This window comes from Vibrio sp. LaRot3, from assembly GCF_027587025.1.
GTDB lineage: Bacteria > Pseudomonadota > Gammaproteobacteria > Enterobacterales > Vibrionaceae > Vibrio.
On record NZ_JAPPTI010000013.1, the window covers coordinates 1 to 20,835 of the forward strand.

Below are 20,835 nucleotides of genomic sequence, written 5' to 3' on the forward strand. Positions count from 1 at the left end.
GTTTATATTGAATAAAGCAACAACTTGCTTTGGTTTGGGCAAATTGTTGCTTATTAGGTAAAGAATGGGCAGTTAATCGCTAATCACTAACGATAGTCGATTAGCAGCCGTATTGCTTAGCAATGTAGCTTTCAAACTGATCGAACATTTCAGCGTCTGAGTTTTGGTTACTTGCTAGTTCAGTCGCGCCGTCAACAATTTTGATCGATGCCTTAAGTTGGTTAGGTTTAGTTTGAGTGCGCTTGGCTAGTTTATTCATCTTCTCTTGCTGAGCTTGCCACGCTTCTTCTGGAGTTAGGTTACAAATATCAGCGAGATATTTAGCGTTAAAACCTTCGCCCGTTAATGCCACGATCGTTTCGTTATGGGTTTGGCTGTTACCCGGTTTCCAGTAGTGCTCGGCGAGTAGAGGGCCGATTTCTGGGTTATCGGTTAGGTAGCCGAATTTCTCGGTAAAGTAGGCACGAGTCTGGTATACCGCCATGTGCGCAAGCAGATAGCCTTGGTAAGCACATGAGGCTTCGTCAGACAGCAGGTGCGGGATTGCCATCAGTGGTCGAGGGCTGCATTCAAGGCCAAGGATGCGTTTTTCACAGTCACGGGCCAGTTTGGTGACTAATTCAGGCTGTAGCTGGTCATCATCCAATTGGTATAGCGCACGTTCGAAGTAGGGTACAACGAGAATTGAGCGTTCTTCATAGGCTTTAAACGGCTGTCCGCTCATGGTGATATTTTGAATAATGTTATCTGGTACGGGTTGGCCATCAGCATTTAATGCATACAGTTTTAACCAGTCGGCATCTTTCAACAAGCTGTCACAGAACATCGATTGCGTTTCTGCATAAGCCATTGAGGTTGGGGCAAACTCGATTGAGTAACATGGCGCGTTTTGCTTCATGTTGGCGAAGTGTGCTGCATGGCCGCCTTCGTGGAACAGAGTATTCATTCCGCTGTAACCGCTGCCGACTTGGTCAGGTTTTGCATTGCTGGTGAAGTTCACTTTCGCGGCTACCCATTCGCCTTGGTCATAGAAACAAGGAACCGGGCCATGACAGAAGCCATTTTGATATTTGCCTTTGCGATCAAGTAGATCAAGCGTTAGTTCTGCATCAGAAAATTCGATGTTTAAGCGACCAAAAGATTCAACCCAGCGGCGCAGTGATTTCGAGAATGGCACATATGGGTCAAGATCGCGCATTGCATCGCCAGAGTAGGAGTAAACGAAGTTATGTCCTTCTAGCGCTTGAGCGCCCTTGCTCGTGGCTAAGTTATCTAAACTTGTAAGGTGAACATCGCGAGTGCGTGTTTCAAAATCATCAAGAATGGTGAATAGCTCATCACTACTCATGTGCTCAGTTTTAAGTACGGAATAGTCAAAGTAGTTTTTGTAGCCCAGTGAGCGAGCAAACTGGTTACGACGTTTAACTAACTCTAAAAAGCCATTTTTTAGCAGCCATTGCTCTAAATTTAGAAGCGCTTGATGAGCTGATTGGCGAACCTCGGTATTATCGCTGGTACGAATCGCAGAAGAGATAACAGGGAGTGAGCCTTCAACTTGTTCGCCGGATTCGTTTTGATACATCAGCGGATGTGATTGCTTTTTCTTAAACAGCTCGGATTCAAATTTGATCAGCTCTGCTTGTTTCTTCTGCGTGTCTGTATCTTCAATCGCGTGCGATTCGAACACGGCTAGCCAACCTTTAAGGCCATGGATCGTCGCTTCTTTTTCTTGTTCATTCGTAATAGAGATAGCCGTCTCTAATTGTTTTTTAGTCTCAACAATGTTTTCCGCATCGCTGAGGAACTGCGTCCACTTGGTTTGCGCTTCGGCTGATCCTTGATGGTCATCGCTGATGCCCATGTAGGTTTCCCAGAAAAAATCTTCTTTGTTTCGATGGATCGCGAGATAACGAGCATTGAGCTCGTTGAGATATTGAGTAGCGTTCATGTGAATCCTTGTGACTACAGCCCAACAAGAGTGTATGGGCTAATGGTTCTATCCATTTAAATAATGGTTATCAATAACTTAACAATGAAGATTATGTCACAAAAATAGTCAACTATGAACATAAGCAATCGTTTGCTATGTAAAATGACATATATCAGTAATAGAGTTGGTTTTTGGCGTTAAGGAAAAGTAGTGAGCCCTATTGTTAAGGTGTGCGCGGTATTGTTATCTGGGGTTGCCGCGTTTGGCTATTACCATTGGTATCTCGTACCAAAAGATTTGGAAAAGGTGGCGAATAGTTATTTGTTTGATATCGCACATCATAAAGAGTGGATGGACCCTTCAGCGATTGTTAATGAGGGAGCGGTATATTTGGCTGAGATTTCCTCTGCGACGGATACGCTAGGTTGGGTCTATGTGCATGGCAAAGTGGATTATCAGCATCAAGAGCAAAAAGTCTGTAAGCACGTGACGTTCCGTTATGGGATCGAAAGTGTCGATAATTATGAAGTGATAGCCGTTCGTAATTGCTAAGTTTTCGGCAGGGCTTAAGCGCTTCGCCCTGTATTAAAGGGAAAATAGGATAATTTGATCATCTAATTGTGCCGTGTTTAGGGGTTTACAATAAAACGGAGATCGAGCAATCTGCACGTTCCAATATTTACGTGAGCTTTATTGAATGCCTGCATCGAACATCAAATTTATTGCCTCTGATATGGATGGCACCCTGTTAAATGAATCCTCTCAACTTGATCCTGAGTTCTATGACATTTATCGTCAGTTAACAGATAAAGGGATCATTTTCGCGGCCGCCTCTGGTCGTCAATATGCGAGTTTACAAACCACGTTTGCTCCGATTAAAGATGAGATGATGTTCGTGGCCGAAAACGGCACACTTGTGATGCACAAAGGACAAGAGCTGTATAGTTGCCCGCTTGATTATCCAACCATCGTTGAGGTTATAAAGTCGGTGCGCAATATTGACGGTGCTTACACGGTGCTTTGTGGCAAAAAGTCCGCGTATATTGAAACGCAAGATCCTACCGCGATAGCAGAGCTAAGTAAGTATTACCATGAATGCCAATACGTTGACGATTTACTTACGGTAGAAGATGAGTTCATTAAAGTGGCAATCTGCCATTTTGACAGCACTGAAAAGCATGTTTACCCAACCATGAATGAGAAATTTGGTCACTCACACCAAGTGGTCGTAAGCGCTAAAATTTGGCTGGACATCATGAATGCGGAAGCATCAAAAGGTGCTGCAATAGAGCACTTACAAAAAACGCTAGGTTTTAGCCATGAGCAGACAATGAGTTTTGGCGATTACTTTAATGATGTCGAGATGCTAAAGGCGAGCTACCATTCTTATGCGGTCGAAAATGCGCACCCAGAAGTTAAGCAATACGCTAAGTTCAGTGCGCCAAGCAATAATGACTCTGGTGTGTTGAAAGTGATTAAAGAAACGGTGCTATAAGTTTTGAGTTAACGAGAGCCCAGCGATTTGCTGGGCTTTTTTGTTTGTCTATCTAGTCGCTGGTTTCTCTTTCGGCATTTTCCATTTCAAAGATAGGTCGCCACATTTCTTCTAGCTCTTCATCACTAGGGATTTGGCCATGTTGAATGTGTTTAACCACTTTGCAAGGGTTGCCTAGCGCAACACAATCCGCAGGAATATCTTTAGTGACGATACTGCCTGCGCCAATCACACTGCGGTCACCTATCGTGACGCCATCGAGAATGACAGCTCCTGCGCCTATCCAGACATTATCTCCAATGGTAATCGGGTTACCTAATGCAATTGGCAACACACGTTCTGCCATGTCGATAGGATGGCCAGCGGTGCTGATGACCACATTAGGGCCAAGTTGAACATATTCACCAAGATACACAGGCGCTAAATCTAAGATAGTGACATTAGTATTAAAAAAACCGCCACCTTTAAAATGAATGTTTTCACCAAGATCGCAATAAAACGGCGGGGTGATGGTTTCGCCGTTGTATGTGCCTAACAGCTGCTCCAATATTTGATGTTTTTTGGCGCGATCAGATGGTCGAGCATGATTATAATCGTAAAGTAGATCTTTAGTTCTATCTTGGGTTTTACACAGCGCTTTATCAATGGCGATGTGCACTGAAAAATCAGACAGCTTATTGCTCATATTGAGTTACCTAGATGGAAGTATCTAATAGAGATTGTCAGCTTTTGATTGTTTATCATCATCTGTAGGAAAGAGTGATTGCGAGCCAAAGCGCACATTAGGTGCGTTATGAGTGCTCTTTATTAAAAAAGGGCATTACATTCGCTTACTCCACTACGTAGTTTGTGGTGTTAGGATTTTCGGCAGCTTAAAGATGGGGGCTGTTATGGGAAATCTACAGTTTATGCATTTATCATTGGCGCTAATCGCCGTGGTATTATTCAGTTATTATTTTGATGATCTGGTTTATTTGAAGAAGTTGAATAAATCAGAGCCAGTATTGGATGTCCCGACTTCAATTGTGAAGCTGGATACGACACTTAAGCCTCCACACCGCAACGGTGTCGCTTGTGAAGGCATAAGTATTTACTAAATTACTCGGGGCATTCATCCCCTAGTGAGATTAATATGGCGCAGCCAATGACGCCGCCAACATCATCTTCTGCGATGGGATGATCCTCAGCGGGCTTGGGTTCGTTTCTTGTTTCGGCGCAACCGGCTAACAACAAAAGTAGAAGTGGCAGTAGTAGTCTATTCATATTTAACCTCGATAGTTTTTTATCAGCATACCGAGATAAAAAACGATTAATGTAAGCACGCGTAAGCATTAGCGCTTAAACTGGTCACGATACTGGCTGGGCGAAACGCCTACGATGCGCCTAAAGTGGTGGCGCATGCTTACTGCATTATTAAAGCCCGCTTCAATGGCCAATTGCTCAATGCTGAGGTCTTCACTCTCCAACAACCCTTTGGCTAGTTCCGTCCGTTGAATGATTAACCATTCTTGGGGAGTTAGGTCTAAACTGGCGCGAAACTTACGATCAAAGGTACGGCGTGACATGTTGGCTTTGTTGGCGAGCATGTCGACATTAATTGAACGTTTTAGGTTTGCTCTCGCCCATTGCAAGGATTCTGAAAACTGGTTTGGAATTTGTAATACAGGGCTTTGAACAAACTGAGATTGGCCACCCGTTCGGTGCGCAGAAACAACCAAGCGTTTAGCCACCTGATTTGCTACGTGATAACCGAAATCTTGCCGAATCACGGCTAAGCCTAGATCTAACGCTGCCGCGCTTCCCGCTGAGCATCCCAACCGCCCATCAAAGACATACAAGACATTCTCGACGTACCGGACCTGAGGAAATCGTTGCTGAAAAGTTTTAGCAAATTGCCAATGAGTTGTTGCCTTTCTCCCATCCAGTAATCCAAGTTCAGCCAGTAAAAAAGCGCCAGAACAAAAAGAGAGAATGCGTTTATTTTGGCTCGCAAACAGGCTCACTTCATCAATGATTTTTTGGTCAATGGTTTTAGGTTGGTTTGGCCAGTTGGGTACTACAAGGAGATCAAACTGCTCTAGGGAGTCTACATGTTCTGTTTGCAGTAACACGTTGCCCGTAGAGTTAATGGTTTGATTATCTAAATTGATGATTTTTGTTTGATACCAATCTTCAAACTCTGGCCTAGGCAAAGCAAACAGCTCGACAGCGCAGCTTAGTTCGAATAAGGACACGTCGGGGTGAGATAAGATCGCAACTTTTAACATCAGTCATCCTTTACTGAGTCTTGTTGAGTAAGTTGGCTTGATATTAGCGAATAATGTCTATTAGGCCAATGGTGGTGAGCAAAGAGTGAGCCGACAATGATTAAAGCAACGGTTATTGGTATGGGTAAGAGGGCGACATTTGATATCTATGCATTTGATGCATATTTATGCTGACAAAATGTCATTGGCTGGATGTCGCAATAATCTCTACACTCCGCGCTCTCAAATTTGCAGGGGTATTTTATGTTTTCGCAATCACTTACTGCGCAATTAATACGAATGTTACTTGCTCTCGGTATCACCTTGTATGTGGTGCATAACTGGGAGCCAGTACTAAACCTTTTAGCTCAACATGCCGTTGATATGGGGTGCCATCAACAAAGCGGTACTGAAGGGCATGAGCATCATTTGCACCATCATTAAGAGTTATTGATTATGAGTATTTTCCGTTTTCCTTTGCTGGTTTGGCTGGGCATAGGAATTTTGATCACCAGTTTAGGCATTCGCCAGTCGTTTGGTATTTTCATGATGCCAATTTCTGAGCATTTTCAAACTGGGCGAGAGTTTTTCAGCTTTGCTATTGCGCTGCAAAACTTGCTGTTTGGTATGTTCCAGCCATTTGTTGGTATGGCGGCTGACAAGTTTGGCTCAAAGCGCATCATATTTTTTGGCTCCATTTTTTATGCTTTGGGTTTGTATTTAACTTCAATCGCCGCTGAATCGAGTATGTTATATATCTCGTTGGGTGTGTTGATTGGTTTAGGTTTAAGTGCGACAAGTTATGTAATTGTTCTCGGTGCTGTTGCGAAAGTAGTACCCGCTCAGCATGCAGCCAAAGCCTTTGGTTTAACGACTGCGGCAGGCTCGTTTGGTATGTTCGCTATGATTCCAGGCGCGCAGTGGTTACTGACGGACTTTGGCTGGCAACAGGCAATGCAGGTTTTCGCTATGCTTTGCACCGTTATGGTAGCGTTGAGCTTGTTTATGAAAACCAGTCAGAAGAGTAGTGCTCAACAAGCTCAAGTTGAACAAGACAACCAAACGCTGACTCAAGCGTTAAAAGAAGCCTTTTCTCATCGTGGATATTGGCTGATTCACGCAGGATTTTTTGTGTGCGGTTTTCACGTAATGTTTATCGCCACTCACTTACCTAGCTATTTGGCTGATAAGCATCTTCCAGCCTCAAGTGCAGCGATGGCGTTAGCTTACGTGGGTATTTTCAATATTTTTGGCTCTTACTTCTGGGGTGTCATGGGCGATCGCTTTAACAAGCGTTACGTGATGTCTGCTTTGTACCTAATGCGTACCTCAGTGATTGCTGCATTTGTTACTTTGCCAGTTACAGAGAGTACCGCTGCTATTTTCGGTGCTGCGATTGGTTTTTGCTGGCTAGGAACGGTGCCACTTACCTCAGGTTTAGTGAGACAAATTTTTGGAGCTCGCTATCTTTCGACTTTATATGGTTTAGTATTCTTTACCCATCAGGTTGGCAGCTTCTTAGGCGCATGGGCTGGCGGTCGAATTTACGATTACTATGGCTCATATGATTCAATTTGGTGGTCGACAGTGGTACTTGCTTTCATTGCTGCACTGTTGCATATCCCGATTAACGATAAGCCTGTGGTTCGTTTGGCAGCCGCATAAAATTCAAACAATCTATAAACTTATCAAAGAAAGCTGAGTTATAATCAGCTTTCTTTTTGTTTGTGAGATGCTCATGTACGCGGACTGGTTTACAGCAGAGGCAATGCTAGCAGCAGGCCTTATCTTCTTAGGTTCGTTTGTTCAAACTGCAATAGGCTTCGGTCTTGCTATCGTTGCTGCACCATTACTCTTTTTAGTCTCGCCTGACTATGTTCCAGCTCCTATTTGTTTAGTCGCGCTGTTTATCTCAGTGTTAAATGCTTTAAAACATCGAAGTAACATCGAAATTGGTGGCTTAAAAATGGCCTTGATAGGCCGCGTACCCGGCTCGATAGCGGGCGGGGTATTACTGGTCATGGTTTCGACGGAGTTGTTGGCGCTTTGGCTTGGTGGGTTAGTGTTATTTGCTGTTGTGGTTAGTTTACTGCCTTTTAGAATCGAACCAACGCCAATGCGTATGGGGGTAGCAGGCTTCTTCTCAGGATTTTTTGGTACGAGCTCTTCTATCGGAGGCCCACCAATGGCTTTGCTTCTGCAACACCAAGAAGCAAACCAATTGCGTGGCAACTTATCGGCGTTCTTTGTGTTTAGCTCCATTATTTCCCTTTGTGTGCAAATGCCCGCAGGGTTTTTAACGTTACATCATGTTTGGATTACTCTCCCATTGCTTCCTGCGGCATGGATAGGCTATCGATTAGCAAGGGCCACAACCCAATCTTTACCGAAAGAGAAAATACGTGTTGGCGCTTTATTGCTATGTTTTATAAGTGGAGCAACCGCGGTGTGGCAGGGAATTGTCGCTACTTAGTTCATTCTCTGTTCATGTTGGCGTGAGATACTAGCAGCACTCTCTCATTTTTATTTTCCGTTTTTACAAGAGGGTAGAAGGTTATGAGAACATTAGGAAACATCATCTGGTTTATATGTGGTGGTGTATTTATGGGGCTGCTGTGGTGGCTATTTGGCTTATTAGCCTTTATTAGTATCGTCGGTATTCCATGGGGACGTGCTTGCTTTGTAATGGGTAATTTTTCGTTTTTCCCATTCGGACAAGAAGCTATTTCTCGTAGTGACTTAACTAATGAGATGGATGTTGGCACAAGCCCGTTAGGCGTGATTGGTAATGTGGTCTGGTTTATCTTTGCTGGTTTATGGCTCGCGATAGGTCATATCTTATCGGCAGTGGCGTGTTTTGTGACGATTATTGGTATTCCATTTGCGCTGCAGCATTTGAAACTGGCAGTGATCTCATTGGCTCCAATTGGTAAAACAGTGGTGTCAAAAGAAGAAGCGGCAGCGGCTCGTTACGCTCTACGTCGTTAATTGTTTTCTAGTTTCTTATAAGCGAGGTCATAGCACCTCGTTTTTTTGTGCCTTCAAAAAGTGGTAAGAACTGCTTATTACCGCCATATTTGAGGCTTATAGATTTTGCTTTGTGCTCTAGGGTATTGTTTTTAATGAATTGTTTTATAAAATGGCCGTTTGTTAATTCTCAATTATGCTAATAGTTTCATTTTTCTTTATGCAAGGTGAATGCGTGAGACAAGTTTTACCTAAATATGGGATTGATTGCATTAAAATCTACGGTTAACTGATAGAATTACCCTGTTTTTTCGTTTGTGGACGCAGTATGTCATGAGAACTCTTTTCAATAGTCATGAGCTTTTTAACCAAATAGCGAAAAAAGCCATCGTGTATTCGATTGTACCTTTGGCTTATTTTATTCCTGTCTTTGCTTTTTCTATTCCAATCGAATCGGTGTACGACTACTTACTTGAAGTGACACGTTTGTATTGCGTTATTTTGATTGCTTCTTTAGTTGGGAAGTTGGTTAAATCCAGAGTCATTAAAATCGGTCTGGTTTTCGCGGTGTTCAATGGCGCTTATGATGCCATTACTGAAATAATCGCAGTAGATAATGCGATTAGCGAGCCTTTCCCATTTGCGGACGCATTACTTGACGAGGCTTTGCTTATAGCTGCTTATGGGTGTGTTATCTACGGCTTGTATCATCACTTTAAGAAAGTGAACACGCTATCTCTTACAGACAACTTAACCAGCGCTTATACAAGATCCGCACTTGATTTGATTCCGGTGGGGCAGTACCAGCTATTCTATTTTGATTTGGATGATTTTAAACAGATTAATGATACTCAAGGGCACAATTATGGCGATCACGTGCTTAAGACTTTTTCTGAGCATATGATTAAAGCGTGTGGTGACTCTGGCTACATATTGCGATTTGGTGGTGATGAGTTTATCGCACTAATTGATACGAATAATGCCCAGTCTTTTATTGATGCTGTTGAGCACGCAAGTGATGGTGACAAAATTAAATTTAGCTATGGAACGGCTGCCTGCACGCATAATGACTATAAAGCGGCCATTATTGAGGCGGACGAAAATCTCTATCAAATGAAAAAGTACCGTAAGTCAGATTATGAGCATGTCTTTGGCTTAAGCTAATCAGTAAGCCTTAATGCCGTAAGCGCGTAATTTACTGGGTAAAACTTTATCTAGTTGGTCTATTTCGTCAGTAAAGATCTCAATTAACGCAAATTCGTGCTGTTGATAAATAGCACGAATTTCTACCCTTTCTTTTTCATCCGTTTCACCGTGGTCATCCCCCCAGTATTGAAGGTACACCTTGCCACTCGGTAGATAAAAGTCGCTCAATACGTCTTGTTCGATAGGAAGTTGACGGTTATAGGCGTGAACTATGCCGTTTAGGTACAACCAGTTATCGATGCGAAGCTCGCCTTGTGATCGCACGTAGTGGCCGTCTAAAGTTCGGTGTTTGGCTTCAAACTTCTGACGAAAGCTTGAGATGGATTTGTCTGTAGCGTGAGCCTGAGCATCCTGACCGAGAAACTCGACCACAGACTGCTTTAGGCGCTTATTGCGTGCGATAGAATCATGCCATAACACGTATTGTTGCTCATTATGGGTGTCTATTTGCTGTTGACCACCATGAGCTAAACCTGATGGGCTCACTTGCCAGCCGTTATCCACTTTAACTATCCAGCCGAGCTCACTTAATAATTGATTGACCTTTTTGGCAGGAAGTTTCAGCCTTTCCCCTATTTGGGTGGCGCTTAATCGCTTTCCGCTGGTAGCATCGGTATCAATTAATAGGTTTTCAGGCCAAACGATGAACTGACCAAATTTACTGTGGTTAATGTATTCACCACCAAATTTACAGCCTAACTCTGTTAGCACCCAGCTCTCTTCGCTACGGTTAATGTAACCGGCGAGTTTGAGATCGCTAAACAGTGTTTTCGCTTCAACGCCTCTTAACTTGGCAAGCTGTGATGTGGATATTTTTTGTTTGGTCAAAATCGACTGTCCCTGTGTCACCGATAGATTTTATTTTACTTATCTTTATATTCTACGCTACTGCAACGGAGGATAATGCGGAGTGCATTAAATGAAAGGGATGAAAAAGGAGGCCGAAGCCTCCTTAATTAAGATTTAAAGGTATTTAGTACCACTTGGTTGCGGCCTAGCCCTTTCGCTTGATAGAGCGCTTTGTCTGCCCGGCCTATGGTGATGTGTTGGGTTGCATCTACTTGAGTGATACCGATACTGATCGTGGCTCTGACTTGCTGGCCGTTAAAATCGATAGCGGTTTTCTCCATTAGTTGACGGAATAACTCACATTGTTCATAGGCGTCATTTTGATCGTTGGCATGAAACAGCACACAAAACTCTTCGCCACCGTAACGCGCTAAGCTAATTGCGCCCGGCTTAGGGAAGCATTTCTCCATCAATTCAGCGGTAGCTAAGATGACTTTATCACCACATAAGTGACCGTATTGGTCGTTAACTTTCTTAAAGTGATCGAGATCGCACAGGGCAAAGTAGACACTTTCATCATCGATGTTGCGTTCGATCTCTTCGCGCACAGTCATCTTATTGTCGAGATGTGTCATGACGTCTTTACTACGAAGCTGCTTGTGCAGGATGAGGTTGGATAGAGCGACCTCAGAAAAGTCACGAATCATGCGCAGTACGCTACGGTATGTCGGCAGCAATGATTGTACATAGATAACCGCGATAAGCTCCCCTTTACTGAAAAGCGGGATCGAATAATGGCGTGATTCGATCTTGAGCATTTTAGCAAGAGGATCGGCGTACTTTTTCCCGAAGTAGCTAAAGTTATTGACTGAAAAACTTTGCGCAAGGCGTGGATCCGTAAGGATGATTTTACTGTTGCCGTGGAAATCAATGGTACTGAAATGGCCGTAGTCCGCATCATATAAGCAAAACTGCACACCTTGATGGGGCAAGAATCGATCAAAAATATGGCGAAGATGGTATTTGAAATCAGCCAGTTCTCGCTTGGTATTGAGTTCAGCTAATGATTGATTGAGCTGAAAAGAGAAATAGTTAATCGCGATAGCGAGTAGTAATAGGGAAGCAATGACGATAGCGGTGAGGGAAAACTGATATGAAGTGGCTAGTATGTCAGCTCGGTCGGTACCAGAAATAAATACCCAGCCATAAGGGTTGTTGGCATCAAAGACGGTGACTTTGAATTGATCTCGATAATAGTATTCGAGCTCGCCAAATTTGGTGTTGTTTTGAATCAGTTCACTAATGCCGCTGTGAAAGCTAATCGACTTTGTGCCGATGCGTGCAGGGTCAGGATGGAATATCAATCTGCCAGTGTGTTGGTCGATGACAAAAACATAGCCTTCTGAAAGCGTCCGTAAGCCACGCAGACTTTGAGTGGTGTGCATCAAATCGAACTCTAGCCAAATTTCTTTCAACTTGTTCGGTGTGTATTTCACCGCGAAAACCCAATAGTTCGGCTTTTTCTCATACAGCGATGAGAGAGCGATATCACTTGATAGCCTTTGCAGCGTAGTCCATTGAATGTCAGCGTCTTGCTCAGCTTTAATGCTGTCCAAATTGGCAGAGCGAAATTGTTTGGTTTCATGGTTGACAGAGATGATGTCAGCGTAAGAGGGAGAGTGCTTGAGAATGCGCTGTGCGGTTAGGTCAAACTCGGAAATAGATTGTGCATCATTTAGTAAGTAGAGCTTACTGATAGCGGCTTCGACTTGGGCGGAAACGAGATGCGAAGAAGTGTTGAGATTTGCCAAGGATTGGCGGTTAGCGTTGAGCTCGGAAGCATTGAGTTGTTGATACGCGAGATAAATCATCCCGAGAGATAACAGTATTATGTACGGCCTGAGCGTACGTAGAATAAACTTAGGTAAAGCCATGATTAATATTATTTGCCAACGTAGTTATGCATAGCCTGTGATCTAAATAGCATTTCTATTCAGTCTTGGCTGATTATTGTGATTTGTGTCGCGTATACTAAACGCATTTTCTACGCATATCAATGCACAATGTGATTAATGTTGGCTGTTTAACAGGCATAAACTAAGGCGCTAATACAGCGCCTTAGTTTATGGGCCGCCGGGTAAGCTAACTGCGTTTGAAGTGAAATATAGCCATAGAGACAGGTTCAATTAGGATCTGTTTGTTATCAATGCTTTGATGAAGCTGATTGTTACTGGTGTTACAGATCATGTTCCATTGCTGATCATTTTTACTCGGTAGTGTGAATCGCGCAGGTGCATTGGTTTGGTTGATGCAGTAAAACAGCTCGTCGCCTTCTTCATCAATACCTAAATGTAGTGCGACGGAAGTGAGATTGTTCCAATCATCATGCTCCATAAATTTGCCGTCGATACGGCGCCAGAATATCCGATTATGGTTACGGCGTTCACCACTGAACGCGCGGATAAATGGCAGCATATATTCTTGTCTTGCTGCGACCATTTCTGCCAACCAAGCTTTAAAGCTTTGCTTGTTTTCGTCCATTTGCCAGTTTATCCAGCTGATAGGGCCATCTTGGCAATAGGCGTTATTGTTGCCCTTTTGGGTATGGGATAGAACATCAGCGGTTAAGATGTGGGGTATGCCAAATGCAAACAGTAGGCTAGCCATAAAGTTACGTTTTTGCTTTTCACGCATAGCGATGATCGATGGTCTTGTGGTTTCCCCTTCTTCACCATAATTGGCTGAGCGGTTATCGCCGTGACCATCGCGATTCTGTTCGCCATTTTCTTCATTGTGCTTGGATTTGTATGAGACCAAATCTTGCAGACAAAAACCGTCATGGTAGGTGATGTAGTTTACGGTGAGTCGATATGGCCAGTTTGCTGCGCTGTATAGATCACGTGAGCCCATGATCCGCGTTGCAAATTCAGTTAGGTAGCCGTTATCACCCCGCCAGAAGCTACGCGTAATATCGCGCAAGCGGTCGTTACATTCATTCCAGCCAAACGGGAAACTGCCCACTTGATAGCCATTTGGCCCAATGTCCCATGGCTCGGCAATCAGTTTGGTTTGTTTAAGTACCGGATCTTGCGCAACTGCTTTAAAGAACCCTGCTCCGGGGTTGAAGTGATCGCCCTCTCGACCAAGCGTTGCCGCCAAATCAAAGCGGAAGCCATCGACATGAAATTCGCTTACCCAATAACGCAATGTATCCATCACTAGGTTCAGTGCTGGTTGATAAGAGAGGTCGACAGTGTTACCGCAGCCAGTGTAGTTGGCAAAGTGCGCACCGTGTTTGAGATAGTAGTTTGAGTCTAATGCTTTAAGGTTAAACACCGGACCATCGCCACCACCTTCCGCGGTGTGGTTATAGACGACATCGAGGATGACCTCAATTTCGTTACGGTGTAACTCTCTGATCGCAGTTTTTAGCTCGGTGACGGCATCTTTGTCGGCATAGCGAGGATCAGGAACCATGAATAGATAGGGGTTATAGCCCCAGTAGTTCACCATGTTCTGTTTGAGCAAGTGGGGTTCATGCATACATGCTGCGACAGGGAGTAGTTGTAGGGTATTTATATTTTGGTCGCGGTAGAACTGAAGCATGGCTTCACTGGCTAAACCTAAATAACGCCCTTGTTGCTCTATGGGCACTTCAAGATTTTGTTTACTCACCCCTTTAACATGCGTTTCAAATAGCACCATTTCATCACGAGGACGATTAGGTGAACGAACGCCTTGCCAATCGAAATCGTCATCAATAACTAGGCATTTGGCAAGATGAAAGCTTTTATTTGAATCAAAAGGGACAGCGTAGTGCAGCGCTTTATCAATGGCTTTTGCATACGGATCTGAGAGGTAATGATCTTTACCGTCTTTTGTTATTAAGTATCCGTATCTTTGATTTGCTTGAACCCCTTCGATATAGGTATGACGAATACCAGCGTATGGTTCACTTAATTCGTGCGTGCTGAAATCTCCATCCTCATCAAATAGCGCTAAACGAATGTCCGAGCTATCAGGAGAATAGATTGAGAAATTACACCCTTTAGTATCTAAAGTGGCCCCTAATGGGTATGGGCTAGAGCTTGGTACAGTCATTGATGTCGATAATCGTACTTGTTGAGGCGAATACATAAGTAAAATTGTTTGAGTTCAAGAGGTCAAGCGCCCCTCGACCAATAAATAATAGAGCAGAGATGAAAGTTTATTTCAGACTAATTTATCTTAACTCTCTAAATAGTGAACTATATGGCATTTTGTATTACAAAAATTTGTCTAATCCTAAAGAACTCCACCTTCTAATCGTGACCTGACTCGAATAATCGCTGTTTTGCTCGTTCTTTCATCCTTTCTCATCCCCCCTAAATAAATTTCCGTTGGAGGAAGTCGACTTTCTCGTTGTTGGTTAATCTTTGCTCGTTGAAACATCAAGGGGTTTTACGGCCTCGTTCCGATTCTTTCTCTCTTTTAATCATGGTGTTACTGCCTATGCCTTGAATTAAAGAGGAACTGATAAGAACAAAATTAAAAAACAAAAATACCCTACAACGGTAAATGGAGTTAATAATGAAAAAAGTAAGTTTAATTGCTGCCGCAGTGGCTGCTTCTCTAGCTGCTAGTTCAGCTTTTGCAGTAGATTTTAATGGTTTCGTACGTGCAAGTACTGGTGTGAGTGGTGAGACTGGTGCTGACGTTACATGGGAAAAAGCGAAGCTAGGCCGTCTAGGTAACCAAGGTGACAACTACTACGAGTTTGGCTTTAACGAAGAGCTACAAACCGGTGAGCAGACTTGGCGCGTTGAATCTATGATTGCTCAAGGCAGCGACAGTTCAAATGGTTGGGTTGGCGGTGACGTAAACGTTGCTCAGTTCGCAGTAAAAGCGAAAGGCCTATTTGAGTTTGACCGCGAAGCGACACTATGGGCTGGTAAAACTTACTACCAACGTAAAGATGTTCACATCAGTGACTTCTACTTCCTAGATACATCAGGTACTGGTATCGGTATTGAAGGTGTCACGGTTGGCGAAGACATGAAGCTATCTTTTGCGGTAATCGAAGATAAAGGCTCTCAAAAATCTGATACAAAAACAGAATTTGTTTTCGATAAAGAGCAATGTACGGGTTCAGGCACTCCAGCTGATGACACTTGTTACAAATCAGTAGCATCAGACGAAGACGTTAACGCACATAAAATTGACCTACGTTTAGCAAACATCGGCCTTTGGGAAAACGCATCTTTAGAGCTAGCAGCGGTTTATAACTTTGCCAGCGAAGGTAGCGACCAAACTGTAAAAGCAGATGACGGTGTGCTAGCAACAGCAATCGTGCAACAAGGTCTAGACTCAGGCTTCAACCAAACTGTATTTCAATACGGTACAAGCTCTTACGGTGCTCAAATGGCGGGTCTCGGTGCGGGCTCATACTTTGACCGTTCTGGTGACAACAATGATGCTAACGGTTTCCGTATCTTTAACTGGGGTGTAGCTGGCTTAACCGATAACATTGAAATCGGTCACAACGTTCTTTTTGCAAAATCTTATGATGTAGGTTCAGCTAAAGTTGAGCACGACCTAATGTCTGTCGTTGTTCGCCCAATGTACAAATGGAACGAAAACATGCGCTCAGTACTAGAAGTAGGTTACTTCACTGAAGAGAAAGGCGCAGATAAATCTGAAGGTAACAAGGTAACACTAGCTCAAGCATGGGCAATGGGTAACAGCTGGTGGGCTCGTCCAGAGATCCGTATCTTTGGTACTTATATTACAGATGAAGAAGGCACAACATTTGGCGATAAAGGCGATTCAGACTTTATCTTAGGTGCATCTCTAGAAGCTTGGTTCTAAGTTAAGGCTTGAAACTGTATATCCTGATAGCCGACCTTGCGTCGGCTATTTTTTAAATATTTCCTCGTATTGTTTAATGGGAAATATTCAAAAAATAATAATAAGGAATAACTATGACCCTCCGAACTATGATTTTAAGTGGTTGCGTGCTGTTAAGCGGTTGCCAACTTACTCAACCTGCCGAACAACACACGCAAGTCATTCAAACCAACAAAGCGAGCGCTTATGATCAATTGCAGCATTTGGCGGTGACTCTGCCGGGCTCTGCTATTGTTGATATCAATGAGAACAGCCAGTACCTGAGTTATGCTGGTATAGATAGCCCTGTGGCGGTGTTTGAAATTCCCGCTAACCGTGGCGAGTATAACCTCACAGTGACGAGCCTTATCGAAGAAACCGCTTTTGTTCCTAGAGCGGTGATCATTGATAAAGCGGGTAAGCTCGTGGCGAAGTATGGTCAGGAAGATTTCAAGTACACTAAACCTCGTCTTGCTGATGGTCACCGACTTGTTTTGGATACAGACTTCTTCCCGCCAGCAGGCAATGAATCTATGTATCTGATTGTGTACACTGACCAATCTGAACTCGGCGGCTATACAGGCATTATTCACCCAGCACAATTAGATGCTGAGGCTCGTGGTAACCATTTCCCTATGGATCCTGTCATGATCCCAAATGCACTGACCGGTAAAGTGGAAGTAGAGCTGGGTCGTGCAAGTTTCTTCCGCTTTGGCAGTGATTCAAATACTGCGCAAACTAGCCCAGTGGCTAACTTACCGAAAGAAACGGTCGCTCAGGTAGAGATCAAAACCGTGGTGCCAGAAACGCAAACTTACTACCACAATGCGATTAAGTCGGCGGTTGAATCGAACAATTTAGATAAGGCTTTAAGCCTGCTTGATGAAGCGAAAGCTCTCAATATTGAAGGTGCGCAAGAAGTCTTTATCAAAGCGGTGAATGCTAAGTAAAAGCAAGCTAAATTAATAATATGAAGCCCTCATTGGAGGGCTTTTATCGTTTGGACAGTTCTACCAACTGTAATGCATCGACAATCCAAACGAGTGGCTGGTCGCCCAAGGTGACAACTGGAAATCACCCTGATATTGATCTGTCAGAAAATACCCGCTGGCTATGCCGATTGCTGCGCCAGCTAAAACATCGGTGTAGTAGTGTTCTTCCGCTTCAACTCTAGCGATGCCCGCCAAAATAGCTACGCCATAAGCTGGAATGCCAACATCCCATCCGTAACGTTGCTGCAATGTCGTGGCTGAGGCAAATGCATTCGCGGTATGGTTGGATGGAAAACTGTCATTATCACTGCCGTCAGGCCGTTCTTTGTCTACCAGAGACTTACCAATTAACCCTACTCCAGAAGCGACGCCAATGCTAAAACCCGCTTGCTGTAGTCCTTGCCAATCTTGATGATAGGCGGGAATAAGAGCAGCCGTTGCCACTAAGCCATAAGTCGAGATGTCAGAAATTTTGTCCCAAGTGTCGATACTGCTACTCCAAGTAAGGTTGGAGAATAAGCAACTGAATGCGAGTGTTGACGTGACAATCAGTTTTTTCATGCTGGTCACCCTTGTTTGAAGGCCGAGGTAAATGAGCGAAATTATCGACGATAGGGCGTGAAATAAATGTAACTATTGCCTTGGTTTATGCTGCAATATAGCTCACAAAAATCAAGATTGATGTCGTTTAGCGATAAATAATAAAGCGTTTAATAACATGGGCTTGCTGTAGATGAGTTGTTTTTTAGCCTGATTTGTTTGTGGCTTGGCTTTGACTCTCGATAAGCTTTTTCTACGCTTAAATGTATGCGATTTATTACCACGTCAGATGAAAGGAGACACTATGGCGACTTTTAAGCAGGATATTCCAAATCGAGTGACGGTTTACCATGATGATATTGAGCAAGAGAAAGCATTGAAGGAAGCAATGTTGCCGGAAAAACCTCGCTACTTTAATGGCTCACCTACTTATCAAGCAGACAGCATCGACTCGTTCAAGCAGCATCTAGATCAAATGGGCATGTCGCTCGAGAAATAAATCTACCCAGTGAGCGCCTTTGGCTGTTTTGATTAGGATTGCTCAGTAAATAATAAAGCCACTGCAAATTGCAGTGGCTTTTTGATGTTGAAGCTGAAATATAGCTGCCTCATGATAGCTGGTCGAGACTGCTGTTGCTAGACATCAAGCGCAGCCTCTATTTGGAATATTGCAAGTAACTTAAGCGCTTTCCGCTTGGTCGTTATCTTGCTGCTCTCCTAAGAAACCGCCCGTCTGGTGTGCCCAAAGCTGAGCATAGATACCATCGTTTTGCAGTAGCTCTTGGTGGCTGCCTTGTTCAACTACTTGGCCTTGGTCTAGTACGATGAGACGATCCATGGCTGCAATTGTCGATAAACGGTGGGCAATCGCAATTACCGTTTTGCCTTCCATCAGCTCGTACAAGCTTTCTTGAATCGCCGCTTCTACTTCAGAATCGAGTGCCGAAGTGGCTTCATCTAATACCAGTAATGGGGCATCTTTAAGTAGTACGCGAGAGATGGCGATGCGCTGACGTTGTCCGCCTGACAGCTTCACGCCGCGTTCGCCTACTTGAGCATCGTAGCCTACGTTGCCAAATGGGTCGGTGAGCGTATCAATAAACTCATGTGCGTGCGCTTGTTTCGTTGCGCGCATAAGATCGTCTTCGCTTGCATCTGGTCGACCATATAAGATGTTTTCACGAATCGAACGGTGCAAGAGTGAAGTGTCTTGCGTCACCATACCAATGTTGCTGCGCAGTGACTCTTGAGTAACATCCGAGATGACTTGCCCATCGATAGTAATCTTACCTTGTTCAACATCGTGGAAGCGCAGCAGTAAGTTCACTAGCGTTGATTTACCTGCACCGGAGCGGCCAACTAAACCTACTTTCTCACCCGGTTTGATCTCGAGGTTGAGGTTACTCAACACGCCTTTCTCTTTCTCACCGTAATGGAAACTAACATCTTCAAAGCGGATAGAACCTTTGGTGACTTCCAGTGGTTTTGCGTCTTCTTTATCTTGAATATCGATAGGTTTTGAAAGCGTTTTCATGCCATCAACCACCGTACCCATGTTTTCAAACAGTGCCCCCACTTCCCACATGATCCACATCGACATGCCGTTAATACGCAGGGCTAAACTGACCGCTATCGCGATTGCGCCAACACTGATCGCGCTGTCCATCCACAAGTAGATAGAGAGTGCAGCAATAGAGAAGACCAAAATGTAATTGGTAATTTCTACCGCGACATCAAAGCCTGTCACCAAGCGCATTTGGCGATATACCGTTTTCAGGAAGCCTTGCATCCCTTCTTCGGCGTATTCGGTTTCACGCTTACTGTGTGAGAACAGTTTTACTGTCGCAATATTGTTGTAGCTATCGACAATTCGGCCAGTCATGAGAGAACGAGCGTCAGCTTGCTCTGTGGCCACTTGTTTGAGTTTTGGTACAAAATAAAGTTGTATGCAGATATAGGCGACGAGCCAAGCAAGCATGGGAATCATTAATCGCCAATCCGCTTGAGCGAGGAGGAATATCATCGCCGTAAAGTAAACAGACACATAAACGAATACGTCCATGGTTTTCATGACCGTTTCACGCACCGCCAGTGAGGTTTGCATAACTTTGGTCGCAACGCGGCCTGCAAAATCATCTTGATAGAAGTTGATGCTCTGCTTTAGCAGGTAGCGGTGGGCTAACCAACGTATCGACATCGGGTAATTGCCCAATAATGTCTGATGGGTAAGCAAGGAGTAAGTGATGACTAACACTGGCATAACGAGCAGCAGTAGCACACCATAAAAAATCAAATCTTGGCTGTTGTCTTGCCAAAACGTGTCAGGGTTACTAGTAGAAAGCCAATCAACCAAGCTACCCATGGCACCAAAGAGCGAAACTTCTACAATCGCAACAATAGTGGCCATGATAGACATGATAATCAGTGGCTTTTCAAACCCTCGGGTGTAATAGCGGCAAAAGGCAATAATACCTTCTGGCGGCTGTTCGGGTTCTTTTTCAGGGAAGGGTTTGGTGAATCCCTCAAACTTTTTAAACATACATCATCCTAAAACGTACAACAGAGTGTTTAACTCATGTTATTAAGTATCTTTTGCAAAAAGTATCAATGACGATTTGTTGTGAGGAATCGTCCTAGATGAGTGGCGAGATGCTTATGGTATCTCTTTGTTGTGTGAATTGTAACCACCGAACAACATTTCATTATTCATTGTTATGAATATTATGCAGACAATTATTATTAAAGGTATGAGTGACAATAAACTTTACTGTGAGATTGGATTTCGTCAGGAATATTTATGGCTCA

Annotated in this window: 20 protein-coding genes; 11 read left to right on the plus strand and 9 right to left on the minus strand. The window is 43.8% G+C overall.

What is annotated here, in order from left to right:
* Nucleotides 1-100 precede the first annotated feature (100 nt).
* A complete protein-coding gene (locus tag OH461_RS17465) occupies nucleotides 101-1,948 on the minus strand; it encodes a M3 family metallopeptidase (RefSeq protein WP_270021837.1) in 1,848 nt (615 codons plus the stop codon).
* 192 nt (nucleotides 1,949-2,140) lie between these two features.
* Between OH461_RS17465 and OH461_RS17470 the strand changes: the two genes are divergently transcribed.
* Nucleotides 2,141-2,482, plus strand: a complete 342-nt coding sequence (locus OH461_RS17470) for a hypothetical protein (RefSeq protein WP_270021838.1) — start codon at nucleotides 2,141-2,143, stop codon at nucleotides 2,480-2,482.
* A gap of 145 nt (nucleotides 2,483-2,627) precedes the next feature.
* The gene (locus tag OH461_RS17475; protein WP_270021839.1) at nucleotides 2,628-3,425 is read left to right on the plus strand and encodes a Cof-type HAD-IIB family hydrolase; all 798 of its coding nucleotides are present in this window, start codon (nucleotides 2,628-2,630) and stop codon (nucleotides 3,423-3,425) included.
* 52 nt (nucleotides 3,426-3,477) lie between these two features.
* Here the strand turns inward: OH461_RS17475 and OH461_RS17480 are convergent, their stop codons facing one another.
* Nucleotides 3,478-4,110 (minus strand): sugar O-acetyltransferase, encoded by a 633-nt coding sequence (locus OH461_RS17480; protein ID WP_270021840.1) that lies wholly within the window; start codon nucleotides 4,108-4,110, stop codon nucleotides 3,478-3,480.
* Nucleotides 4,111-4,315: 205 nt separating this feature from the next.
* Between OH461_RS17480 and OH461_RS17485 the strand changes: the two genes are divergently transcribed.
* Nucleotides 4,316-4,522, plus strand: coding sequence for a hypothetical protein (locus OH461_RS17485; protein ID WP_270021841.1), 207 nt, complete (start codon nucleotides 4,316-4,318; stop codon nucleotides 4,520-4,522).
* 1 nt (nucleotide 4,523) lies between these two features.
* Here OH461_RS17485 and OH461_RS17490 read toward each other — a convergent pair whose 3' ends face one another.
* Together OH461_RS17490 and OH461_RS17495 are read right to left on the minus strand one after the other, a co-directional pair.
* Nucleotides 4,524-4,688: a hypothetical protein gene (locus OH461_RS17490; protein ID WP_270021842.1), complete on the minus strand. Its 165-nt coding sequence runs from the start codon at nucleotides 4,686-4,688 to the stop codon at nucleotides 4,524-4,526.
* Nucleotides 4,689-4,756: 68 nt separating this feature from the next.
* On the minus strand, nucleotides 4,757-5,692 hold the full coding sequence (locus OH461_RS17495) for a helix-turn-helix domain-containing protein (protein ID WP_270021843.1): 936 nt from the start codon (nucleotides 5,690-5,692) through the stop codon (nucleotides 4,757-4,759).
* Nucleotides 5,693-5,935: 243 nt separating this feature from the next.
* Here OH461_RS17495 and OH461_RS17500 point away from each other — a divergent pair, with 243 nt between their 5' ends.
* The 5 genes from OH461_RS17500 to OH461_RS17520 all read left to right on the plus strand — a co-directional run bounded on the left by OH461_RS17500 (nucleotide 5,936) and on the right by OH461_RS17520 (nucleotide 9,802).
* Entirely contained in the window at nucleotides 5,936-6,115 is a 180-nt protein-coding gene (locus OH461_RS17500; RefSeq protein WP_270021844.1) for a hypothetical protein, read from the plus strand.
* 12 nt (nucleotides 6,116-6,127) lie between these two features.
* Nucleotides 6,128-7,336 (plus strand): MFS transporter, encoded by a 1,209-nt coding sequence (locus OH461_RS17505; protein WP_270021845.1) that lies wholly within the window; start codon nucleotides 6,128-6,130, stop codon nucleotides 7,334-7,336.
* Nucleotides 7,337-7,409: 73 nt separating this feature from the next.
* On the plus strand, nucleotides 7,410-8,144 hold the full coding sequence (locus OH461_RS17510; protein WP_270021846.1) for a sulfite exporter TauE/SafE family protein: 735 nt from the start codon (nucleotides 7,410-7,412) through the stop codon (nucleotides 8,142-8,144).
* 83 nt (nucleotides 8,145-8,227) lie between these two features.
* Entirely contained in the window at nucleotides 8,228-8,659 is a 432-nt protein-coding gene (locus tag OH461_RS17515; protein ID WP_270021847.1) for a YccF domain-containing protein, read from the plus strand.
* A 312-nt stretch (nucleotides 8,660-8,971) separates the two neighbouring features.
* Entirely contained in the window at nucleotides 8,972-9,802 is an 831-nt protein-coding gene (locus OH461_RS17520; RefSeq protein ID WP_270021848.1) for a GGDEF domain-containing protein, read from the plus strand.
* Here the strand turns inward: OH461_RS17520 and OH461_RS17525 are convergent, their stop codons facing one another.
* From OH461_RS17525 to glgX, 3 genes are all read right to left on the minus strand, one after another.
* Nucleotides 9,803-10,672 carry a glycerol kinase gene (locus tag OH461_RS17525; protein ID WP_270021849.1) on the minus strand — a complete coding sequence of 290 codons (870 nt, stop codon included), beginning with the start codon at nucleotides 10,670-10,672 and terminating at the stop codon, nucleotides 9,803-9,805.
* 128 nt (nucleotides 10,673-10,800) lie between these two features.
* Nucleotides 10,801-12,504, minus strand: coding sequence for a sensor domain-containing diguanylate cyclase (locus tag OH461_RS17530; protein WP_270021924.1), 1,704 nt, complete (start codon nucleotides 12,502-12,504; stop codon nucleotides 10,801-10,803).
* Nucleotides 12,505-12,775: 271 nt separating this feature from the next.
* The gene (gene glgX / locus OH461_RS17535; protein ID WP_270021850.1) at nucleotides 12,776-14,734 is read right to left on the minus strand and encodes a glycogen debranching protein GlgX; all 1,959 of its coding nucleotides are present in this window, start codon (nucleotides 14,732-14,734) and stop codon (nucleotides 12,776-12,778) included.
* Between the two features lie 468 nt (nucleotides 14,735-15,202).
* Here glgX and OH461_RS17540 point away from each other — a divergent pair, with 468 nt between their 5' ends.
* Entirely contained in the window at nucleotides 15,203-16,480 is a 1,278-nt protein-coding gene (locus OH461_RS17540; RefSeq protein ID WP_270021851.1) for a carbohydrate porin, read from the plus strand.
* A gap of 113 nt (nucleotides 16,481-16,593) precedes the next feature.
* Nucleotides 16,594-17,448 carry a MalM family protein gene (locus OH461_RS17545; protein ID WP_270021852.1) on the plus strand — a complete coding sequence of 285 codons (855 nt, stop codon included), beginning with the start codon at nucleotides 16,594-16,596 and terminating at the stop codon, nucleotides 17,446-17,448.
* A gap of 60 nt (nucleotides 17,449-17,508) precedes the next feature.
* Here the strand turns inward: OH461_RS17545 and OH461_RS17550 are convergent, their stop codons facing one another.
* Entirely contained in the window at nucleotides 17,509-18,051 is a 543-nt protein-coding gene (locus OH461_RS17550; RefSeq protein ID WP_270021853.1) for a phosphatase PAP2 family protein, read from the minus strand.
* 283 nt (nucleotides 18,052-18,334) lie between these two features.
* Between OH461_RS17550 and OH461_RS17555 the strand changes: the two genes are divergently transcribed.
* Complete coding sequence (locus OH461_RS17555) at nucleotides 18,335-18,529, plus strand: hypothetical protein (RefSeq protein ID WP_270021854.1); 195 nt, start codon at nucleotides 18,335-18,337, stop codon at nucleotides 18,527-18,529.
* Between the two features lie 180 nt (nucleotides 18,530-18,709).
* Here OH461_RS17555 and OH461_RS17560 read toward each other — a convergent pair whose 3' ends face one another.
* Complete coding sequence (locus tag OH461_RS17560; RefSeq protein WP_270021855.1) at nucleotides 18,710-20,569, minus strand: ABC transporter ATP-binding protein; 1,860 nt, start codon at nucleotides 20,567-20,569, stop codon at nucleotides 18,710-18,712.
* Between the last annotated feature and the right edge of the window lie 266 nt (nucleotides 20,570-20,835).

Coding starts and splice junctions, on each gene's coding strand:
- OH461_RS17495 (WP_270021843.1), bottom strand. CDS start 5,692: ATGTTAAAAGTTGCGATCTTATCTCACCCCGACGTGTCCTTATTCGAA.
- OH461_RS17480 (WP_270021840.1), bottom strand. CDS start 4,110: ATGAGCAATAAGCTGTCTGATTTTTCAGTGCACATCGCCATTGATAAA.
- OH461_RS17465 (WP_270021837.1), bottom strand. CDS start 1,948: ATGAACGCTACTCAATATCTCAACGAGCTCAATGCTCGTTATCTCGCG.
- OH461_RS17520 (WP_270021848.1), top strand. CDS start 8,972: ATGAGAACTCTTTTCAATAGTCATGAGCTTTTTAACCAAATAGCGAAA.
- OH461_RS17490 (WP_270021842.1), bottom strand. CDS start 4,688: ATGAATAGACTACTACTGCCACTTCTACTTTTGTTGTTAGCCGGTTGC.
- OH461_RS17555 (WP_270021854.1), top strand. CDS start 18,335: ATGGCGACTTTTAAGCAGGATATTCCAAATCGAGTGACGGTTTACCAT.
- OH461_RS17485 (WP_270021841.1), top strand. CDS start 4,316: ATGGGAAATCTACAGTTTATGCATTTATCATTGGCGCTAATCGCCGTG.
- OH461_RS17515 (WP_270021847.1), top strand. CDS start 8,228: ATGAGAACATTAGGAAACATCATCTGGTTTATATGTGGTGGTGTATTT.
- OH461_RS17530 (WP_270021924.1), bottom strand. CDS start 12,504: ATGATTTATCTCGCGTATCAACAACTCAATGCTTCCGAGCTCAACGCT.
- OH461_RS17540 (WP_270021851.1), top strand. CDS start 15,203: ATGAAAAAAGTAAGTTTAATTGCTGCCGCAGTGGCTGCTTCTCTAGCT.
- OH461_RS17505 (WP_270021845.1), top strand. CDS start 6,128: ATGAGTATTTTCCGTTTTCCTTTGCTGGTTTGGCTGGGCATAGGAATT.
- OH461_RS17545 (WP_270021852.1), top strand. CDS start 16,594: ATGACCCTCCGAACTATGATTTTAAGTGGTTGCGTGCTGTTAAGCGGT.
- OH461_RS17475 (WP_270021839.1), top strand. CDS start 2,628: ATGCCTGCATCGAACATCAAATTTATTGCCTCTGATATGGATGGCACC.
- glgX (WP_270021850.1), bottom strand. CDS start 14,734: ATGACTGTACCAAGCTCTAGCCCATACCCATTAGGGGCCACTTTAGAT.
- OH461_RS17560 (WP_270021855.1), bottom strand. CDS start 20,569: ATGTTTAAAAAGTTTGAGGGATTCACCAAACCCTTCCCTGAAAAAGAA.
- OH461_RS17510 (WP_270021846.1), top strand. CDS start 7,410: ATGTACGCGGACTGGTTTACAGCAGAGGCAATGCTAGCAGCAGGCCTT.
- OH461_RS17550 (WP_270021853.1), bottom strand. CDS start 18,051: ATGAAAAAACTGATTGTCACGTCAACACTCGCATTCAGTTGCTTATTC.
- OH461_RS17500 (WP_270021844.1), top strand. CDS start 5,936: ATGTTTTCGCAATCACTTACTGCGCAATTAATACGAATGTTACTTGCT.